Raw genomic sequence first — 18,660 nt, 5'->3', positions numbered from 1 at the left:
CTGGCCCGCGGGCTTCGCCGGGCGGCCCAGACCAGTCGCTTGGCGGGCCTGTGACCCCGCCAAGTGTCCAAGATTGCGAAGAGCTAGGTACCGCCGTTGGCGATGGCGGCGCTCGGCGCGTTGAAGTTGCGTACCGGCTGGTTGCGCAGCGCGTCCGCCATGGTCTTGGCGACCGCCGCGTCCACCGACGACGCCACGCCACCGCCCACGGCGTCCTGCGGATTGTCGGGGTTGCAGGCGATGGCGGCGGCGGCGACCTGTGGGGTGAAGCCGACGAAGCTCTCGGTGCTCTCACCGTCGGAGGTACCGGTCTTGCCCGCCACCGGCCGGCCGACGATGGTGTTGACCTCCTCGCCGGTGCCGCCGTTGCACTTGCCGAAGAACGACTGCTGCCCGACCGGGCACCGGGCCGCGTCCGTCGCCGCGCGCGCGATGTCCTCGCTCACCACCCGCTGGCACGTCGGGTTCGCCTGGGGCAGGGACCGGCCGTCCGGACCGGTGATCGATACGACCGGCAGCGGCGGACAGTACATGCCCTCGGCCGCCACCGTCGCGTACGCGTTGGCCAGGTCCAGCGGGGTGGTCTGGGACACGCCGAGGGTGAACGGCCCCCAGTCGTCCGGCGTGTCCGAGGCGATCTCGGCGTCCAGGTCCGCGCGGAACTTGATGCCGAGCCGCTGGGCCATCGCGACCGCCTTGCCGGCGCCGATCTGCTCCTCCAGCCAGACCCAGTACGTGTTGACCGAGCGGCCGAACCCGTCCCACATCGAGCGCGGTCCGTCCATCCAGGCGGGGTTGGCGTTGGGCGGGCAGTAGTGGCCGCCGCAGGCGGCGCCGCCCCCGGGCCAGTGCGTGACGATCGCCGCCGGCGCGTTGAACATGGTGTTCAGCGGCTTGCCGAGCTCCAGCGCCGCGAGCATCGTGAACATCTTGAACGTCGACCCGGCCTGGTAACCGGCCAGGCCGTCGTCGCCCGCGACGTACTGGTTGACGGAGTTCGGGTACGGCGCGTCGTCGGGGTTGGGCTGCAGGCTGTAGCGGCGGTTGACGGCCATGGCGAGCACCCGACCGGTGCCGGGCTGGACCGCGGCGATCGGCAGCGCCTTGGCGTTGCCGTACTGGTAGACGTTCAGCGACTCGCGCAGCGCGCTCGCCTGGATGTCGGGATCCAGCGACGAAATGATCTTGTATCCGCCCCGCTTGAGGTTGAACTCGCGGATCGCCGTCGAGGCGCCGAACGCCTGCTGGGTGTCCCACCACTGGTGGAAGTAGTCGCAGAAGAAGCCCCAGTCGGCGTGCTCCTCGGCCACGGACACGCACTTGTTCGGCGGGGGCGGGCCCTGGTGCAGGCCGAGCGGCCGGTCATTGGCCTGCTTGGCCTGCTTGGCGCTGATATACCTCAGCTTCACCATGGAGTCCAGCACGTACGAGCGGCGCTCCATCGCCAGCTTGGGGTCGCCGTTGATCGGGTTGTCCACCTCGGGCGACTGCACAAGCCCGGCGATCATCGCTGATTCGGTCAGCGTCAACTGCTTGGCCGGCTTGTTGAAGTAGATCCGGGCGGCGGCCTCGACGCCGTACGCTCCCGCGCCGAAGTACGCGATGTTCAGGTACCGGCGGAGGATCTCCTTCTTGGACATCTTCTTCTCGAGCGCGACCGCATACCGCATCTCCTGCACCTTGCGTGAGGTGTCCTCGATGGTCGCCAGCCGCCGCTGCTCCGGCGTCAGGTTCGGATCGCTCTTGAGGACGTTGCGCACGTACTGCATCGTCAGCGTCGACGCGCCCTGCTTGACCTGGCCGCTGCCCTGGTTGGCCACCAGCGCCCGCAGCACACCCTTCAGGTCGACGCCGTGGTGCTGGTAGTAGCGGCTGTCCTCGGCCGCGACGATCGCCTTCTGCATGACGGGTGAGATCTCCGCCAGCTTCACGTCGGTCCGGTACTCCTCGTAGAACGAGGTGATCAGCGTCTTGCCGTCGTTGGCGTACAGATACGACACCTGGGACGGCGGCGGCGTGCTCAGGTTCTGCGGCAGCTTCTCGTACGCGTCGACGGCTGTCTTGGTCACCAGTCCGGCGCCCAGCGCGGCGGGCAGGATGGCGCAGGCCAGGATGACCGCGAACGTGACGGCCTGCACGAGGACCGTCACGATCTTGAAGAACCAATACCCGATCACGAGCGGGCGCTACCGCTACCCGGAGACGAATCGCCTACGCGGTCAAGACTGTCGGCAATCTCACGGACGACTCCAAGCGTGTTCCCAGATTGGCAACGCGAAGCGGCACGCGCAGCCCACCGGATAGGCTCTTGGTCCATGCCCGGGTACGACTGGATCAGCTTCACGACGGACTACGGCCTGTCGGACGGGTTCGTCGCGGCGTGTCACGGCGTGATCGCGCGGATCGCGCCCGCCGTACGGGTCATCGACGTGACGCACCAGGTGCCGCCGTCCGACGTGTCGCGGGGCGCCGCCGTGCTCGCCCAGACCGTGCCACACCTGCCGCCGGCGGTCCACGTCGCGGTCGTCGACCCGGGGGTGGGCACCGCCCGCCGGGGCGTGGCGATCGAGGCCGCGCAGGGCCTGCTCGTCGGCCCGGACAACGGCCTCCTCCCCGCCGCCGCGGAGGCGCTGGGCGGCATCCGCGGGGTGGTGAGCCTCGACGACCCGGAGTGGTTCGCCAGCCCGGTCTCCCCCACCTTCCACGGCCGGGACATCTTCGCCCCCGTCGCCGCCCGCCTCGCGACCGGAACCGCACTGTACGACGCCGGCGCGGAGGTCGACCCGGCGACGCTCGTACGGCTGCCGGAGCCGGCCGTCATGGTGGGCGAGGACTGGCTGGAGGCGGAGGTGACGACGGTCGACCGGTTCGGCAACGTGCAGTTGGCGGCGCCGGGCGAGACGCTCGACCGCCTCGGCGAGCGCGTACGCATCGGCGGTCTGCACGCGCGGCGGGCCGTCACGTTCGGCGACGCGCCGCCGGGCGCGCTGGTCGTGTACGTGGACTCCGCCGACCGGGTGGCGATCGCGATCAACGGGGGTCGGGCGGTCGTGGCGCTCGGTGTGGCACCGGGTGACCTCGTTCACCTGACCACGGCGTAGGAGCGGCAGAGAGACCACCCGGTTCGGGTGAAGCCGCCTCCCGATCCCGTCTGACACGGTTCCGACAGCGGGTGACCCGCACCCGAAGGGAACCGACATGGCCGCTCCAGACGTGAAAACGCGCCGCCCGACCCCCGCCGACCCGATGCCCGGCGCCGGCCCCGATCTCAGCTACCTGGACGACGAGGTCCGCGAACTGCCACCCGAGCTCGGCCAGGACGCGCTCGCGGTGCTCGAAGGCCGCAGCTTCATGTACTCCGACTCGGTCGGTGACGTGCCACCCGGCTCGATCGGGGGGCTGGTCAGCGCCGACACCCGGCTGCTGGACAAGTGGGTGCTCACGGTCAACGACGCGCGGCTGCTCACCCTGCGCTCCAGTACCGTCGAGCACTACTACGCGGCGTTCTACCTGACCAACCCCGATATGCCCGGCCTCGGCGCGAACACCCTCGGCGTGCGCCGGGAGCGGGTCATGGGCGGCGGCATGGCCGAGCGGATCGAGATCCGCAGCTTTGCGACCGGTCCGCGCCAGCTCGAGGTGCGGCTGGCCGTCGCGAGCGACTTCGCCGACCTGTTCGAGATCAAGGAGTGTGTGCGCAACCGGAGCTCGCAGATCCGCCACGAGCACGCGTCCGACGGGTCGCGGCTGTCGCTGGTGTACCGCAACGACGACTTCACAGCCCGCACGGATGTGTTCGCCACGCCGCCGGCCACCCGTATCGAGGGCGACGACCTGGTCTGGCAGGTCGAGCTGCCCCCGGGCGGCGAATGGAAATGCGACCTGTACATCCCGTTCGCACACAAATTCGACACCGGCGAGATCGCGCCGACGCGGCATGACTTCCACACCTTCATCAGCCGGACCGGCGACCCGATCACCGAGTGGCGCCGCAACGTGGCCCGGGTGGAGAGCGATTGCCACGAACTCGAGTTGATCTACGACACGACCCGGCGCGACCTGGCGGCGCTGCGGATCCCGACCCGGGCCGGCGACGAGAGGGCGGTCCTGCCGGCCGCCGGACTGCCCTGGTTCCTCACGCTCTTCGGTCGCGACACCATCATCACCGCGTACCAGACGCTCACCGTCGGTCCCTCGCTCGCCCGGGGGGCCCTGGTCGAGCTGGCGGCGTTCCAGGGCACCGAGTGCAACGACTTCAAGGACGAGGAGCCCGGCAAGATCCTGCACGAGGTGCGTACCGGCGAGCTGACCCAGCTCGGGCTGCGCCCGCACAATCCCTACTACGGCACCGCCGACGCCACGCCGCTGTGGCTGATCCTGCTGTCGGAGTACTGGCGCTGGACCGGCGACGACGCTCTGGTCCGGGAGCTGCGCGACAACGTGCAGGCCGCGCTGGACTGGATCGACCTGCACGGCGACCGCGACGGCGACGGCTACGTCGAGTACCAGACCCGCTCGCCGCAGGGGCTGGGCAACCAGTGCTGGCGCGACTCGTGGGACGGGGTGCTGTACTCCGACGGCACGATGCCGCCGCTGCCGATCGCCACCTGCGAGATCCAGGGGTACGTGTACGACGCCAAGCTGCGCGTCGCGGAGTTGGCGGACGGCCCGCTGGGTAATCCGGCGCTCGCCAGGGCGCTGCGCGAGGAGGCCGAGCAGCTGCGCATCCGCTTCAACGAGGACTTCTGGATCGACAAGCGGGGCGGCTACTACGCGCTGGGCCTCGACGGCGACAAGCGCCCGATCGACTCGATGACCTCCGACATGGGCCACCTGCTGTGGTCGGGCATCGTCCCCGACGACCGGGCCGGCATCGTCGTCGGGCAGCTGATGTCCGACCAGATGTTCTCCGACTGGGGCATCCGTACCCTGGCCACCACGGACAAGGCCTACTGCCCGATCGGCTACCACCGCGGCACGGTCTGGCCGCACGACAACTCGCTGATCGCCATGGGCATGCTCCGGTACGGTCACCGGGACGCCGCCAACCGCCTGTCGATGGCGCAGATCAACGCGGCGTGCATCTCGGGCAACCGGCTGCCGGAGGCGTTCTCCGGTTACAGCCGCGCCTACGCGGAGTTCCCCGTGCCGTACCCGACGGCCTGCAACCCGCAGGCCTGGGCCTCCGGCGCGCCGCTGCTGTACCTGCGCTCGATGCTCGGCCTGGAGCCGGTGGACCGGGAGGTGACGTTGAACCCGGACGTGCCGGACGAGATCGGCCGGATTGCGATCAAGGGTCTCAAGGCGTTCGGTACCCGCTGGGACGTCGAAGCCATCGGTCGTAAGTGCCACGTGCGACTGGCCCGTTGACGAGCTCGTCCCGACAAGGATGTGAGTGAACTAACGGTGCCCCGGCGGACCTTGCCGGGAATCATCGACTGACTTGTGGGGAATCACAGAGAGCGAAGCCGGTCGAGGTTCGCCCTCTTCGCAGCACCCTACGTCTGCCCGAGTCATCCTCGCCGGCCGCCGGATGACCCGACAGACGGAGATTGATGTGGCAGATCCGACCGGCGTGGTGAAGCGGCCGAGAAGGCTTGCCCCGCTCGATGGCCTTCGACTGGTCGCGGCCCTGACGGTGGTCTTCTACCACTACATCGGCCAGGGCACCCGGGCCTGGGGCGCGGACACGTCGCACCTGTTCCCCCGCGCCCATCCGATCGTGTCGTACGGCTGGACCGGCGTGCAGCTCTTCTTCCTCATCAGCGGCTTCGTCATCTGCATGAGCGGCTGGGGCCGCACGGTCGGTGACTTCGCCGTGTCCCGGGTGGTGCGGCTGTACCCGGCGTACATCGCCGGCGTCCTGCTCACCTCAGCGGTGATCACCGCCCTGCCCCTGGTGACGGAGCGGCCGACGCCCGGCCGGGTCCTGGTCAACCTGACGATGCTGCAGGAGGCTTTCGGGGTCCAGCACATCGACTCGGTCTACTGGACGCTCTGGGCCGAGCTCCGGTTCTACCTGGTGTTCTCATTGCTCGTCTGGTGCGGCCTCACCTACCGGCGCGCCGTGCTCTTCTGCGTGTTGGGCGTCGCCGCCACGATCCTCGCCGACCATAGTGACAACCGGTGGGTGCTCATGGTGGTCCAGCCCGAGAACCTGCCCTTCTTCATCGGCGGCATCGCCATCTACCTGATGTACCGGTTCGGGGCCAACGCGCTGCTCTGGGCCATCGTCGCGGCCTGCTACGTGCTGGGACAGCGACAGATGATCGACAGGCTGGACGTCATGGCCGACGCGACCGGGGCGCACGGGTCGGCCTGGGTGGCCGGCGGCCTTCTCCTCGCCTTCTACCTGCTGATCATCGCCGTCGCGTTCGGTGCGTTCTCCTGGGCAAACTGGGGCTGGCTGACCGCCGCGGGAGGCCTCACCTACCCGCTGTACCTCCTGCACGAGTACATCGGCTGGACCCTGATCAAGCGGTTCCAGCAGGCCCTGCCACGCCAGGTGCTCCTGCTCGCCGTCGTGACCGGGATGCTGGCGCTGTCCTGGCTGGTGCACCGGATGATCGAGCGGCCCCTGGCGCCGCGCCTGAAACGGTGGCTGAAGGGTGTCCTGCACGCATTCCGCCGGGATCACGCCGAGCGGACCGCCTTGCCGGGTCAGCCAGCGGCGCCGGGTCAGGCGACGGCGCCGGGGCAGCCGACGGCGCCGGGTCAGGCGCCGCTGCCGCAACGGCAGCCGGCGGCGCCGCGGATCGCCCGTCAGAGGTCGCCGATCGCCGCGCGAACCGGCGCACCCGGCGTCGGGTGCCTCACAGCTCCTGCTCCAGCTGAACACTCTGCGGGGTGAACCCGTTGCGGGCGTAGAACGCCAGCGCCCGCTCGTTCGCGGCGTAGGCGGTGACCGCGGCGAGCTTCGCGCCCCGGCCGCGCGCCCACGCCATGAACTCGGCGACCAGCGCGGCGCCGACGCCCGCGCTGCGGTACTCCGGTCGCACGTACATGCTCTCCAGCTCGGCCACCCGCGCCGGCCGCACGGTGGTCTCCCGTTTGATCCGGCCGATCAGCGAACCGGCCACCTTGCCGTCGACCTCCGCCAGCCAGCACCGCGTGGTCGGCCCCGTGAGCAGACCGCCGAAGTACTCGTGGCCCTCCCGGCGCGGCCAGCCGAGATCGGTGTACGGGTCACGCTGCCCGGCGTCCTCTGCGAACAGCTCCGCTGACAGCTCCACGACCTCGTCGAGATCCCGCCTGGTAGCGGTCCGAATCGTCACACCCACGTAGTCGATCGTAGAGTCGGATGCTGTGCCCGAGGGTGACACGGTATGGAACACCGCGCGGGCCGTGGACCGGGCACTGACCGGACAACGGATCCAGCGCGGCGAGTTCCGCGTGCCGACGCTCGCCACGGCGAACGTCAGTGGCTGGACCGTGGTGGGCTCGGCGAGCCGCGGCAAGCACCTGCTGCTGCGCTTGAGCACGCCGGACGACGAGCGGTACACGCTGCACTCGCACCTGCGCATGGACGGCGCGTGGCGGATCTACGCGCCCGGTGAGCGGTGGCGCGGCCGCACCCACACCGTCCGGGTCGTCCTGCACACCGCGACGCACGTAGCCGTCGGCTTCCACCTGCACGAGCTGGCCCTCGTGCCGACCGCCGACGAGCAACGGCTGGTCGGCCACCTCGGCCCCGACCTGCTGGGCGCGGACTGGGACGCGGCCGAGGCGGTCCGCCGGCTGCGGCTGCGGCCTGAGCGGGCCATCGCCGACGCGCTGCTGGATCAGCGCAACCTGGCCGGCATCGGCAACCTGTACAAGGCCGAGACGCTGTTCCTGCGCGGCCTGTCGCCGTGGACTCCGGTGTCGGAGGTACCCGACCCGGAGGGCCTCGTGGAGCTGGCGCGGCGCCTGATGACGGCCAACCTCGGCCGCTGGGACCAGGCCACCACCGGCTCGCTGCGCCGGGGCGAGAAGCAGTGGGTGTTCGAGCGGGCCGGATCACCGTGCCGGCGCTGCGGCACGACGATCCGCCGGGCCAGCGAGGGCGACTACGAGCGGATCACGTACTGGTGCCCGACGTGCCAGCCCGGCCCGGCCCCGGCCGGCGGGACCCGGCCCACGCTCGCCCGCGACTAGAGCGCAGGCCCGGTCGACTGAGCGCCGGCCCGGTCGACTGAGCGCAGGCCCGGTCACGGCACGGTCGGTCCGGCGGTACGCAGTTCGGACAGCCCGATCGCGATACCGCGCAGCAGGTCGGTCGCTTCGCGCAGCCGGCCGACGGCCGCGTTCCCGGCCACCGGCCGGCCCTCCTCGGCGACGTACCCGGCGGCGGCCGCCACGAGCTGCTCGTACGCGCTGACCCCCTCCTCGAGCTGGGCCACCAGCGCCGCGTGGCTGCGGGTGAGCTGCTCGTCGGGTGCCAGCCGGAACGCCCGCTCGACGCTGGCGGCCCGCTCGGCCAGGTCGCGCAGGGCCTTCTCGGCGGCTGCGGCCTCCGCGAGCGCCGGCTCGGCCGGGCCGCCCAGCCGGCCCGCCAGCCCGGCGAGGGCCGCGGCGGCCCGGTCCAGTCGCTGCCACGCGGAGACGACGGCGGTGCCCCGTAGCCGTACCCGCTCACGCTGCCGGTACAGCTCCCCGAGCACGCCGTCGCCGCCGGGCAGCCGGCGTACCACCGCTTCGAGCCGCCGCCGCGTACGGTCGGCGGCGAGCGCCGGATCGGGCGGAGGCGGCGGTGACGCGGCGAGCGCGCGGGCGTCGGTCCAGCGCAGGCCGGCCATGGCCACCGAGCCACCGGCGGCGGCCGCCCAGAGCACGTCGGGCAGCCCGAGCCCGTGGTACGGCAGGAGGACGGCAGCCGCGCCGGTGAAGATGCCGGCGCGGACGGTCCAGCCCCGCGCCGAGCGGCGCAGACGGCGCAGCCGCCGGTCGTACGTGGCTCGGGGATCGCCTGTCACTGCCGTCCTCCTCCGATCACATGGCGCGGATCAGCCAGCCGAGGCGGCGTCGCCGGTCGGCTTGTCCTTGGCCATGCTGGCCCGGATCTCGTCCAGCCGGGAGACCCCGGCGTCCTTGGCCCCGGACCCTTCCACCGCCTGCCGCTGGGGCGCGCCGGCGAGCTGCTCCCCGGCCATGCTGGCGCGGATCTGGTCCAGCCGCGACGCGCCCGCCATGTCGAGCGAGGACTTCTGCACCTCGAGCATGCGCCCTTCGACGGAGTTGGACGCGAGCTCGGCGCGCCCCATCGCGTTGGCGTAGCGGCGCTCGATCTTCTCGCGGACCTCTTCCAGCGAAGGCGTGTTGCCGGGCGCGGCGAGCGAGCTCATCGACTCCAGCGACTTCGCGACGGTCTCCTGCATCTTGGCCTGCTCGAGCTGGCTGAGCAGCCGCGTACGCTCGGCGATCTTCTGCTGCAGGATCATCGCGTTGTTCTCCACCGCCTGGCGGGCCTGCGTGGCGGCGTTGAGCGCCTGGTCGTGGAGGGTCTTGAGGTCCTCCATCGACTGCTCGGCGGCGACAAGCTGGGTGGCGAAGGTCTGCGCGGTGTTCTCGTAGCGCGCAGCCTCCTGCTCGTTGCCCTCGGCGCGCGCCTTGTCGGCCAGTACCAGCGCCTGGCGGGCCGAGCCCTGCAGCTTCTCCACCTCGGCCATCTGCCGGGACAGCTTCATCTCCAGCTGGCGCTGGTTGCCGATGACGGCAGCGGCCTGCTGGACGAGAGCCTGATGCTGGCGCTGCGCATCCTCGATCGCCTGCTGGATCTGCACCTTGGGATCGGCGTACTCGTCGATCTTGGCGCCGAACAGCGCCATCAGGTATCGCCAACCCTTAGCGAACGGATTCGCCATGTCTCATGGTTCCTCTCTGCGGCTATGTCTCGCCGTGGTGCATCGCGGTCGGCGACGACCGCCGTGACGGGGCGGTCGCGGGCGGCCACCCCGGGCAGGGAGGCCGGTGACGACCGCCGTGACGCGGCGCCGGCTGTGTCTAAACGGACGTGCCTCCATCGTCGCAGGCGAGCGCTAGACCGTCACGGGCCCTCCGGGGGATCCCCGACAACAATTCCGGCATTTCACCTCGGTTGGGCCTCATCGGCCTCCCCGAGGGCCGATCGGGACACCCGTTCCGCCTCCGCCAGCCCTGCCCGCATACCCTCCAGATCACCGGTCAACTCGGCCAGCCGGCTGGTGGCCAGCGACCCGCCGCCCGTCGTGGCGTGCAGCGCCAGCAGTTCGGCCACCCGCGTCACGAGGCCCTCCAGGCCGAGGGCGGCCGACTCGATCCGCGCCAGCAAGGTCTCCCGCGCCTCCCCCAACCTGCCCGCCACGGCAAGCTGATCGGCGACGGCCCGCAGCGCCCGCTGCCGCTCCTCGCGGATCGGGCCGGCCGGAAGCGAGCGGAGTTCGCGCTCGATCGCGCCCTGGTCGCGGCGCAGCCGGTCCACCGGGATGGTCGACAGGGTCTGTTCGAGCAGCGTCACCTGACCGGCGAAGCGCCGCAGATCAGCCAGCACCCCGGCGGCCTGGTCGTCGACGTCGGAGACCTGGGCGCGCAGCGCCGCGTCCCACGGGGACTCGGTCTGCCGACGCAGCGTGCCGACAGCCTGCTCGGCCCGGCGCAGCCAGCGCTCCGCGTCGCTGCCGCGCGGCGGCGACGGCAGCCGCGGGTCCACGTCGGCCACCTCCGCGCCCCGCCCGGCCCGGTCGACCAGCGCGCCGAGCCCCACCCGTACCCCGTAGACCAGGCCCGCCACCCCCAGGCCGACGGGTACGCCGACCGGCAGCCCGGCCGGGGACAGCGCGCCCACGACGGCCGCGCCCACCCCGCCGAGCAGCCCCGCGGCGACGATGCCCCACGGCTCGGTCAGTTGCTGCCTGATGCCCATGCGCCGTCCGTCTAGAAGTTGCTGACCACGTTGACGAGGACGTCGTCGATGCTGGACGGGTCGCGGGCGTCGTACGCGGCGGCCCGCGACGACGACGAGATCCGCTTCAGCGTGCCCAGATCGGCCTGGTCCCCGTACGCGATCGTGAACACCCGTACCGAGTTCTCCAGGTTGGCGGCGTCGAGGTCGCGCAGCAGGCCGTCCAGGTCGTTGTCCCTGGGGTACTCGTTCTTGCCGTCGGTGAGCAGCACGACCGCGTTGATCCGGTCCGGCGTCGCGGCGGCCAGCAGTTTCTGCTGCGCCGCGCGGGTCGTCGCGTACAGGGCGGTGCCGCCCTCGGCGTGCATGCCGGCGATGACCTGCTTGATTCGGGCGGCGTTGCCGGAGACCGCGCCCATCGGCACCTGCTCGGTGTACGGCGTGCCCGCCCCGCGCTGCTCGGTGGAGAAGGTCCACAGCCCGACCTCGTCGTCCGGCGCGAACAGGTCGATCGACCGCAGCGCCGCCTGCTTGGCGACCTCCAGCCTGGACTTGCCGCTCGCGGTCAGGTCGGCCATCGAGCCGGACACGTCGAGTACGAGCAGCACGCGCGCCCGCTTGCGCTGCCGGTCCCAGGTGTCGAGCGCCTTCGTCAACACCACCGGGGCGGGCGGGTCGAGCACGTTCACCCGCTGGCCCGGCAGCAACCCGTTAGCCTGCGACAGCGCGCTGCCGGCCGTCCCGTCGAAGCCGCGGAACGCCGCGTCCTTGAACCGCTTCTGCTGCGCGGGCGCCTGCAGGTACGCCAGGAAGTCGCCGGCGGCGGCCTTCTCCTCGTCGCTGGCGGTCGCGAGCACCACGTACGGGTTGTCCGAGACCAGGGTGCCTTCCTTCGGGTAGACCGCGACCAGCGGTACCCGCGGCTTGTGCCCCTTGCCGGCGAGCTTCGGGTCGCCGGTCGGGTTGCCCTGGTTGTAGTCGTAGACCGACTTCTCCTCGACGGCCACCGCGCTGATGTAGTTCATCCCCCGGCCGTGCGCGTCCGCGTCGGCGAGGTTGGCCAGGAACGTCAGCGTCGTGTCGCCGTAGTGGACGACGCCGCCCTCCACGCCCTTGACGAAGTCTCCGACCTTCGGGTCGGCCAGGTCCGCCTCGGTCAGGTCGCCCGAGCGGCCCGTCGCCGCGAAGTACGACCCGACGGTGGCGTTGAGCCCCGACGTGGAGAAGTGCGGGTTGGTCTTACCCAGCCGGAAGCTGCCCCACTCGGGGTGGCCCACGGCGCCCCAGCCGCGCGGATCGTTGGTCAGCCCCAGGACGTCCGACCAGCCCAGCGGCTTGGCCGGCCAGCCGAGCGCCTCCGCCATCGGCTTCGGCATGGCGAGTACCAGGGGTGTCTGGGCGATGGACGCCGGCTTGGCGTCGCCGAGGACGCTGCCCTTGTCGGTGGTCGCCACGCGCTGGCGCAGCAGCGACACCCACGACGAAGCGGCCGGGGTCCACACCTGCGGCTCGGGCCCGCCGTCACGCCGGGCGTCCCAGCCGGCGGCGAGCGCCTCCATAGCGGCACCGGACGCCTTGCTCACGACCCGCACGTCGGCGCACTTTCCGTCGAACCTGCGGCCGCTGGCGTTGTAGCCGGCCGCCAACTGGCCCAGCAGGGCGGACTTCTCGCTGGACGCGACGACGGTGAGCGGGATGCAGCCGGCGCGGGCCGCGCCGGACCCGCCGCCATGGCCACGGGCCGGTCGGAGCGCCAGGTAGATCCCGACGATCACCACCAGGCCGATAACAACGGCAGCGACGAGCGACACTGAGCTTCGCCGCCGCGTCGAGGTGTCAAGCACCACCATTGCCTCCGGGGGAACCTGGCCGGCGTGTGCCGGCTAAAGGAACCCTCAGTGTCGCAGGTGGCTGCGAAAAAGTTGATCTCAGGCGGCGCAGACGACGTCGCGATCGGCGGACTGTCGACCGGCGCGGGTCGCCCGCAGCGTGGTCTTCAGCGGGCCGTCGTGACGCACAGCGACCGAAACCTGGCCGTCGGTGAGCTGGGGCGCATGCGCCGCAGCCGCCGCGGTGCTCTTGGCGGCACCGGTCGCGGTCTCGGCGCTCGAAGCGGCCGGCTCGCCGACCGGGATGCTCTCCATCTGCTCCGCCAGCGCCATCGTGTCGCTGACCTCGCGCAGCACCTCCGAAAGCTGGGCGCCGAGGGCGTCGCAGATCGAGGAGAGCAGCTCGCTCGACGCTTCCTTCTGACCGCGCTCGATCTCGGACAGGTAACCGAGGCTGACGTTGGCTGCGGTCGACACTTCGCGGAGGGTGCGCTGCTGTGACTGGCGCCGCGCCCGGAGCGCATCGCCGATCACCCGACGGAGCAGGACCATCGCACCCCCTTCATCGACGACCCGAGAATTTGCAAACGGACCTGGTCATGCAACGGTACCCGCTTTGTGAGCGAACGACACCCTCCATTGCCAAGCCTCACCGGAAAGGGCAGTCCCGGTCAGCCGGCGGCACCCAGCGCCTCCGCCAGCAGCTCCAGGGCCGCGGCGACCGCACCGGCCCGGATCCGCGGCCGGTCGCCATCGAGCGTCATGCCGCGCACCTCTCCCCCGTGCGGCCCGCGGCAGGCCAGGTAGAGCGTGCCGACCGGCAGCCCGCCCTGCGACTCCGGACCGGCCACTCCCGTGGTCGCCACGCCCCAGTCCGCGCCGCACACCCGACGCGCGCCGTCGGCGAGCGCCAGCACCACGTCGGGATCGACCGGCCCGCGCTCGGCCAGCAGGTCCCCCGGCACCCCGGCGAGGCTGCGCTTGAGGTCGGTCGCGTACACGACGAGGCCACCGCGGAACACGGTGCTGGCGCCGGGCACGTCCACGATCGTCGCGGCGAGCAGCCCGCCGGTCAGCGACTCCGCCACCGCAAGGGTCTGCCGCCGCTCCCGCAGCAGCCGCAGCACCGGTTCGGCCAGCTCCGTCACGGCACCTGCTCCTCCATCGTGTCTGTCGCCCCGGTCAGCTCCTCGACGCTCGCCCCGGGGGCGGCGCGCCGCAGCCGCAGCGCCCGCAGCACATAGTCGGCGCCGGTGACCAGGGTGACCACCACCGCGAGCCACATGACCCAGCCGCCGATCCGCGCCGCCGACGGGGGCAACGGCAGCAGGTACCAGGCGATCGCCAGGATCTGCAGGGCCGTCTTGACCTTGCCGCCCCGGCTGGCCGGGATCACGCCCCGGCGGATCACCCAGAACCGCAGGGCGGTCACGCCCACCTCGCGTACTGCGATGATGGCCGTCGCCCACCAGCTGAGCCGGCCGTACATCGACAGCAGCACCAGCGCGGTGCCGGTCAGCGCCTTGTCCGCGATCGGATCGGCGACCTTGCCGAACGACGTCACCAGATCCCAGGTGCGCGCGATCCAGCCGTCCGCGAAGTCGGTCAGCGACGCCACGCTGAACGTCACGCAGGCGGCGACCCGCCAGCCCGGCCGGCTCATGTCGGACGCGACGGCGAACACGGCGAAGACCGGGATGAGCACGATCCGCAGGGCCGTCAGGGCGTTGGCGACGTTCAGCAGTGGCACGCGGCGGGCCGGCGCGGACGGCGGCACCGTCACGACCGGCTCGCCGACGACAACACCTTCTCGGGTACGGCCACGAGGTCCACGCCGGCGCTGCCGGTGACCCGGGCGGCCACGAGATCCCCGGGACGCAGGGTCGCCAGCTCCACGCCGCCCTCAACCAGGGTGGTGGAGCCATCCACCTCCGGCGCCTGATGGGCGGCGCGGCCCTCGACCTCGCCGTCTTCGCATGCGTCGACCAGCACCTCGACCACCGAGCCGACCCGGTCGTCGGCGCGCTGGGCGCACAACTGCTCCACCAGGTCGGTGATCCGCTGGTACCGGCGCTGCACCGTGTCGGCGCGGACCTTGCCCGGCAGGCTCGCCGCCTCCGTGCCGTCCTCGTCGCTGTAGGCGAAGACGCCGACCGCGTCCAGCCGTGCGGACTCAAGGAAGCGCGCCAGCTCGTCGACATCGGCGCGGGTCTCGCCCGGGAAGCCCACGATGAAGTTCGACCTGGCACCGGCGTCGGGGGAAAGCGTACGGACCGAGGCGAGCAGATCCAGGAACCGCTCGGTCGAGCCGAAGCGCCGCATCCGGCGCAGCACCGGCTCGCTGGCGTGCTGGAACGACAGGTCGAAGTAGGGCGCGACGCCGGGCGTGGTGGCCAGCACCTCGACCAGGCCGGGGCGCGTCTCCGCCGGCTGGAGGTAGGACGCGCGCACCCGCACGATGCCGTCGACCGCCGCGAGCTGCGGCAGCAGCTTCTCCAGCAGCCGGGGGTCGCCCAGGTCCTTGCCGTACGAGGTCGAGTTTTCGCTGACCAGGACCAGCTCCCGCACCCCGGAGCGGGCCAGCCACTCGGCCTCGGCGAGGATCTCCTCCGGCGTACGCGACACGAAGGCGCCCCGGAAGCTCGGGATCGCGCAGAACGCGCAGCGCCGGTCGCAGCCGGAGGCGAGCTTGAGCGAGGCCACCGGGCCGCCGTCGAGGCGCCGACGCAGCACCCCGCGCAGGTGTGCCGGGGTGTGCTCGTCGACGGTCAGGTGCCCGGGCACCACCACGTCGGCAGCGCGCCGCTCGACCGGGGTCAGCGGCAGGAGGGTGCGCCGGTCGCGGGGCACGTGGGACTCGATCTTCTTCCCGTCGAGCACCTCGGACAGCCGCGCCGAGATCTCCGGGTAGTGGTCGAAGCCCAGCACCGCGTCGGCCTCCGGCAGGCTGTCGGCCAGCTCCCGGCCGTACCGCTCGGCCATGCAGCCGGTCGCGACCACCTTCGCGCCGGTGTCGGTGGCCGCCAGCAGCGTGTCGATGGAGTCCTGCTTGGCCTGCGCCACGAACCCGCAGGTGTTGACGAGCACCACGTCGGCACCGGCCGCGTCGGTGCTCACCTGCCAACCGTCGCCGGCCAGCCGGGCGGCCAACTCCTCCGAGTCGACCTCGTTACGGGCACAGCCCAGAGTGAGCAGGGCCACCCGACGGTCGCCGGTAGGAGGTTTTTGCATGCTCCGAGGGTACCGATGTCAGCCCAGGCCCATCGAACCCGACTCATCGTGATCGCGGAAACACTCCGCTGTCGTCACGATCAGGACTCATCGCCGCCGCGCAGGCTGTCCAGGATCTCGGCCAGCTCGTCGGGCTTGACGAGCACCTCGCGCGCCTTCGAGCCCTCCGACGGGCCCACGACCCCGCGCGTCTCCATGAGGTCCATGAGCCGGCCGGCCTTGGCGAACCCAACCCGCAGCTTGCGCTGCAGCATCGACGTCGAGCCGAACTGCGACGTGACCACCAGCTCGATCGCCTGGAGCAGCAGCTCGAGGTCGTCGCCGATGTCCTCGTCGACCTTCTTCTTGTCGCTCTCCTTCGGGGCCGTCACGTCCGGGCGGAACTCGGGCTCCCGCTGGTTCTTGCAGAACTTGACGACCGCGTTGATCTCTCGCTCGTCGACCCAGGCGCCCTGTACCCGGATCGGCTTGGACGCGCCCATCGGCAGGAACAGGCCGTCGCCGCGGCCGATCAACTTCTCCGCTCCGGGCTGGTCGAGGATGACCCGCGAGTCGGCGAGGCTGGAGGTGGCGAACGCCAGCCGGGACGGCACGTTCGCCTTGATCAGGCCGGTGACGACGTCGACGCTGGGCCGCTGGGTCGCCAGCACCAGGTGGATACCGGCGGCCCGGGCCAGCTGGGTGATCCGGACGATCGAGTCTTCGACGTCGCGCGGCGCCACCATCATGAGGTCGGCGAGCTCATCGACGATGACGATCAGGTACGGGTACGGCCGCATCACCCGCTCGCTGCCCGGCGGGGCGGTGATCTGGCCGGCGCGCACCTTCCGGTTGAAGTCGTCGATGTGGCGTACGCCGTTGGCGGCCAGGTCGTCGTAGCGCATGTCCATCTCGCGTACGACCCAGTCGAGAGCGTCGGCCGCCTTCTTCGGGTTGGTCACGATCGGGGTGACGAGGTGCGGGATCCCCTCGTACGCGGTCAGCTCGACCCGCTTCGGGTCGACCAGCAGCAGCCGTACCTCGTCCGGGGTGGCCCGGGTCAGCAGCGACACCAGCAGCGAGTTGATGCACGACGACTTACCGGCACCGGTCGCGCCGGCGATGAGCAGGTGCGGCATCCTGGCCAGGTTGGCGGTGACGTACCCGCCCTCGATGTCCTTGCCGAGGCCGACCACCAGCGGGTGGTGGTCGGAGGTGGCCACCGCCGAGCGCAGCACGTCGCCGAGCGTGACGTTCTCCCGGTCGAGGTTGGGGATCTCGATGCCGACCGCGCTCTTGCCCGGGATCGGGCTCATGATCCGCACGTCGGGCGACTTCACCGCGTACGCGATGTTGCGGGTCAGGGTGGTGATCCGCTCGACCTTCACGCCCGGGCCGACCTCGACCTCGTACCGGGTGACCGTCGGTCCCCGGGTGAAGCCGGTGACGGCGGCGTCGACGTTGAACTGCTCGAACACCGCCTGCAACGAGTTGATGACCTCGTCGTTGGCCCGGGTGCGGGCCTTCGGCGCGTCGCCCTTGGCCAGCAGGTTGGGTGGCGGCAGCTTGTAGTCGGCGTCGGTGAGCGCCAACTGCTCGGCGCGGGTCGGCGGCGGGGTGTGCTCCGGCGGCGGCTTCGGCTGCTTCTGCTTGGCCTTCTCGGCCTGCACCGCCGACCGGGACAGCACGACCGTCTCGTAGGCGGCGAAGTCGTCGTCGCTCTGCGCCTCGGGCTCGGCCATGCTGGCGTCGAGGGCCGCCTCGGCCAGCAGCGGATCCCCGCTCTTGGCCTGCCGGCGGCGCGACGACCGCCGCAGACCCCGCCCCGTCTCCTCGGCAGCAGCCGCGGGACCCTCGCCGTGCAGATCGTCCTCGATCATCTCGTCGGCCGGCGAGACGCCCATCGCGAGGTCGCGTAGCTGCCGCAGCCGCTGCGGGATCTGGTTGACGGGCGTCGCGCTGACCACGAGCACGCCGAACAGGCACAGCATGATCAGCAACGGCACGGCCACCCAGGCGCTCACCGCCGAAGCGAGCAGCCCGCCGGCCAGCCGACCGAGCAGGCCACCCGCCTTGTCCATCTGCGCCGGGGCGGTCGGACGGCCGAACCCGAGGTGGAACAGGCCCGCGGCGCCCAGGAACAGCGCGGTCCAACCCACGACGAGGCGGCCCTGGCTGCCCTCCTCGGCCGGCGTGCGCATGAACCGGATGCCGCCCACGACGAGCAGCAGCGGGAACGTGATCGAAACCGAGCCGAAGAACATCCGGGTGACGTCGGACAGCCACTGCCCGACCGGCCCGCCCGAGTTGCCCCAGATCGCCACGCCCAGCACCAGCGCCAGGCCGATCAGGGCCAGCCCGGCGCCGTCGCGGCGGTGCTCCTCGTCCAACTCCCGGGCGCTGGCGGCCTGCCGGCCCACCCCGCGGGCCACCCAGCCGATCATGTGGGCCAGGCCCATCCACAGGCCCATGAGCGCCCGCGCGATCAGGCCGAACCCGCTCGCGTACACCCCCGGCCGACGGGCCGCGCTGCGCTGGCGCGCCACCGGCTGCCGGGCCTGCGACGCCCGTCCGGAACGCGCCGTCGAGGCGCGGGTGGACTTCGCGGCGGCGGTACGCGCGGACGACCCGCGCGTGGAGGTGCTCGCGCGGCGCTTCGTCTGAGGGGTACGGCTCGCCACACTGCCACCGTAACGGCGGCGGTCCATGGATGGGGCTAGGCGCGCCGGGGACGTCCGGTCCGCACCGCGCCTTCGCCGCGTC

The 18,660-nt window shown here is 71.7% G+C and carries 16 protein-coding genes; 5 read left to right on the top strand and 11 right to left on the bottom strand.

What is annotated here, in order from left to right:
* Positions 1-83: 83 nt before the first annotated feature.
* Positions 84-2,177 (bottom strand): transglycosylase domain-containing protein, encoded by a 2,094-nt coding sequence (locus HC031_RS00905; protein ID WP_167923181.1) that lies wholly within the window; start codon positions 2,175-2,177, stop codon positions 84-86.
* A 138-nt stretch (positions 2,178-2,315) separates the two neighbouring features.
* On the opposite strand from HC031_RS00905, the gene HC031_RS00900 reads away from it, so the two are divergent.
* From HC031_RS00900 to HC031_RS00890, 3 genes are all read left to right on the top strand, one after another.
* The gene (locus HC031_RS00900; RefSeq protein WP_167923180.1) at positions 2,316-3,101 is read left to right on the top strand and encodes an SAM hydrolase/SAM-dependent halogenase family protein; all 786 of its coding nucleotides are present in this window, start codon (positions 2,316-2,318) and stop codon (positions 3,099-3,101) included.
* Positions 3,102-3,198: 97 nt separating this feature from the next.
* Positions 3,199-5,370, top strand: coding sequence for an amylo-alpha-1,6-glucosidase (locus HC031_RS00895; RefSeq protein ID WP_240941973.1), 2,172 nt, complete (start codon positions 3,199-3,201; stop codon positions 5,368-5,370).
* A 187-nt stretch (positions 5,371-5,557) separates the two neighbouring features.
* Positions 5,558-6,850 carry an acyltransferase family protein gene (locus tag HC031_RS00890; protein WP_167923179.1) on the top strand — a complete coding sequence of 431 codons (1,293 nt, stop codon included), beginning with the start codon at positions 5,558-5,560 and terminating at the stop codon, positions 6,848-6,850.
* Here the strand turns inward: HC031_RS00890 and HC031_RS00885 are convergent.
* Positions 6,813-7,280 (bottom strand): GNAT family N-acetyltransferase, encoded by a 468-nt coding sequence (locus HC031_RS00885; protein ID WP_205862083.1) that lies wholly within the window; start codon positions 7,278-7,280, stop codon positions 6,813-6,815. The two genes, HC031_RS00890 and HC031_RS00885, sit on opposite strands and share 38 nt — an antisense overlap.
* A gap of 25 nt (positions 7,281-7,305) precedes the next feature.
* Between HC031_RS00885 and HC031_RS00880 the strand changes: the two genes are divergently transcribed.
* Complete coding sequence (locus HC031_RS00880) at positions 7,306-8,136, top strand: DNA-formamidopyrimidine glycosylase family protein (RefSeq protein ID WP_167923178.1); 831 nt, start codon at positions 7,306-7,308, stop codon at positions 8,134-8,136.
* 53 nt (positions 8,137-8,189) lie between these two features.
* Here the strand turns inward: HC031_RS00880 and pspM are convergent, their stop codons facing one another.
* From pspM to HC031_RS00835, 9 genes are all read right to left on the bottom strand, one after another.
* Positions 8,190-8,954 (bottom strand): phage shock envelope stress response protein PspM, encoded by a 765-nt coding sequence (gene pspM, locus HC031_RS00875; RefSeq protein ID WP_167923177.1) that lies wholly within the window; start codon positions 8,952-8,954, stop codon positions 8,190-8,192.
* Positions 8,955-8,984: 30 nt separating this feature from the next.
* The gene (locus HC031_RS00870; RefSeq protein ID WP_167923176.1) at positions 8,985-9,842 is read right to left on the bottom strand and encodes a PspA/IM30 family protein; all 858 of its coding nucleotides are present in this window, start codon (positions 9,840-9,842) and stop codon (positions 8,985-8,987) included.
* Between the two features lie 224 nt (positions 9,843-10,066).
* Complete coding sequence (locus HC031_RS00865) at positions 10,067-10,879, bottom strand: hypothetical protein (protein WP_167923175.1); 813 nt, start codon at positions 10,877-10,879, stop codon at positions 10,067-10,069.
* A gap of 11 nt (positions 10,880-10,890) precedes the next feature.
* Positions 10,891-12,669 (bottom strand): substrate-binding domain-containing protein, encoded by a 1,779-nt coding sequence (locus HC031_RS00860; protein WP_205862082.1) that lies wholly within the window; start codon positions 12,667-12,669, stop codon positions 10,891-10,893.
* 117 nt (positions 12,670-12,786) lie between these two features.
* The gene (locus tag HC031_RS00855; protein WP_167923173.1) at positions 12,787-13,239 is read right to left on the bottom strand and encodes a helix-turn-helix domain-containing protein; all 453 of its coding nucleotides are present in this window, start codon (positions 13,237-13,239) and stop codon (positions 12,787-12,789) included.
* Between the two features lie 119 nt (positions 13,240-13,358).
* Positions 13,359-13,835 carry a CinA family protein gene (locus HC031_RS00850; RefSeq protein WP_338090420.1) on the bottom strand — a complete coding sequence of 159 codons (477 nt, stop codon included), beginning with the start codon at positions 13,833-13,835 and terminating at the stop codon, positions 13,359-13,361.
* Entirely contained in the window at positions 13,832-14,470 is a 639-nt protein-coding gene (gene pgsA, locus HC031_RS00845) for a CDP-diacylglycerol--glycerol-3-phosphate 3-phosphatidyltransferase (protein ID WP_167923172.1), read from the bottom strand. Before pgsA ends, HC031_RS00850 begins: the two co-directional genes overlap by 4 nt.
* Positions 14,467-15,918, bottom strand: a complete 1,452-nt coding sequence (gene rimO / locus HC031_RS00840; protein ID WP_167923171.1) for a 30S ribosomal protein S12 methylthiotransferase RimO — start codon at positions 15,916-15,918, stop codon at positions 14,467-14,469. The genes pgsA and rimO overlap by 4 nt, the downstream gene beginning before the upstream one ends.
* Before the next feature lie 80 nt (positions 15,919-15,998).
* A complete protein-coding gene (locus HC031_RS00835) occupies positions 15,999-18,356 on the bottom strand; it encodes an FtsK/SpoIIIE family DNA translocase (protein WP_338090419.1) in 2,358 nt (785 codons plus the stop codon).
* 10 nt (positions 18,357-18,366) lie between these two features.
* On the opposite strand from HC031_RS00835, the gene HC031_RS32770 reads away from it, so the two are divergent.
* The gene (locus tag HC031_RS32770; protein ID WP_240941971.1) at positions 18,367-18,561 is read left to right on the top strand and encodes a hypothetical protein; all 195 of its coding nucleotides are present in this window, start codon (positions 18,367-18,369) and stop codon (positions 18,559-18,561) included.
* Positions 18,562-18,660: the final 99 nt, after the last annotated feature.

The organism is Planosporangium thailandense, from assembly GCF_011947195.1.
GTDB lineage: Bacteria > Actinomycetota > Actinomycetes > Mycobacteriales > Micromonosporaceae > Planosporangium > Planosporangium thailandense.
This window is presented reverse-complemented; position numbering and strand designations above follow the sequence as displayed.

Coding starts and splice junctions, on each gene's coding strand:
- HC031_RS00900 (WP_167923180.1), top strand. CDS start 2,316: ATGCCCGGGTACGACTGGATCAGCTTCACGACGGACTACGGCCTGTCG.
- HC031_RS00870 (WP_167923176.1), bottom strand. CDS start 9,842: ATGGCGAATCCGTTCGCTAAGGGTTGGCGATACCTGATGGCGCTGTTC.
- HC031_RS00865 (WP_167923175.1), bottom strand. CDS start 10,879: ATGGGCATCAGGCAGCAACTGACCGAGCCGTGGGGCATCGTCGCCGCG.
- HC031_RS00855 (WP_167923173.1), bottom strand. CDS start 13,239: ATGGTCCTGCTCCGTCGGGTGATCGGCGATGCGCTCCGGGCGCGGCGC.
- HC031_RS32770 (WP_240941971.1), top strand. CDS start 18,367: ATGAGCGCCCGCGCGATCAGGCCGAACCCGCTCGCGTACACCCCCGGC.
- rimO (WP_167923171.1), bottom strand. CDS start 15,918: ATGCAAAAACCTCCTACCGGCGACCGTCGGGTGGCCCTGCTCACTCTG.
- HC031_RS00895 (WP_240941973.1), top strand. CDS start 3,199: ATGGCCGCTCCAGACGTGAAAACGCGCCGCCCGACCCCCGCCGACCCG.
- HC031_RS00835 (WP_338090419.1), bottom strand. CDS start 18,356: ATGGGCCTGGCCCACATGATCGGCTGGGTGGCCCGCGGGGTGGGCCGG.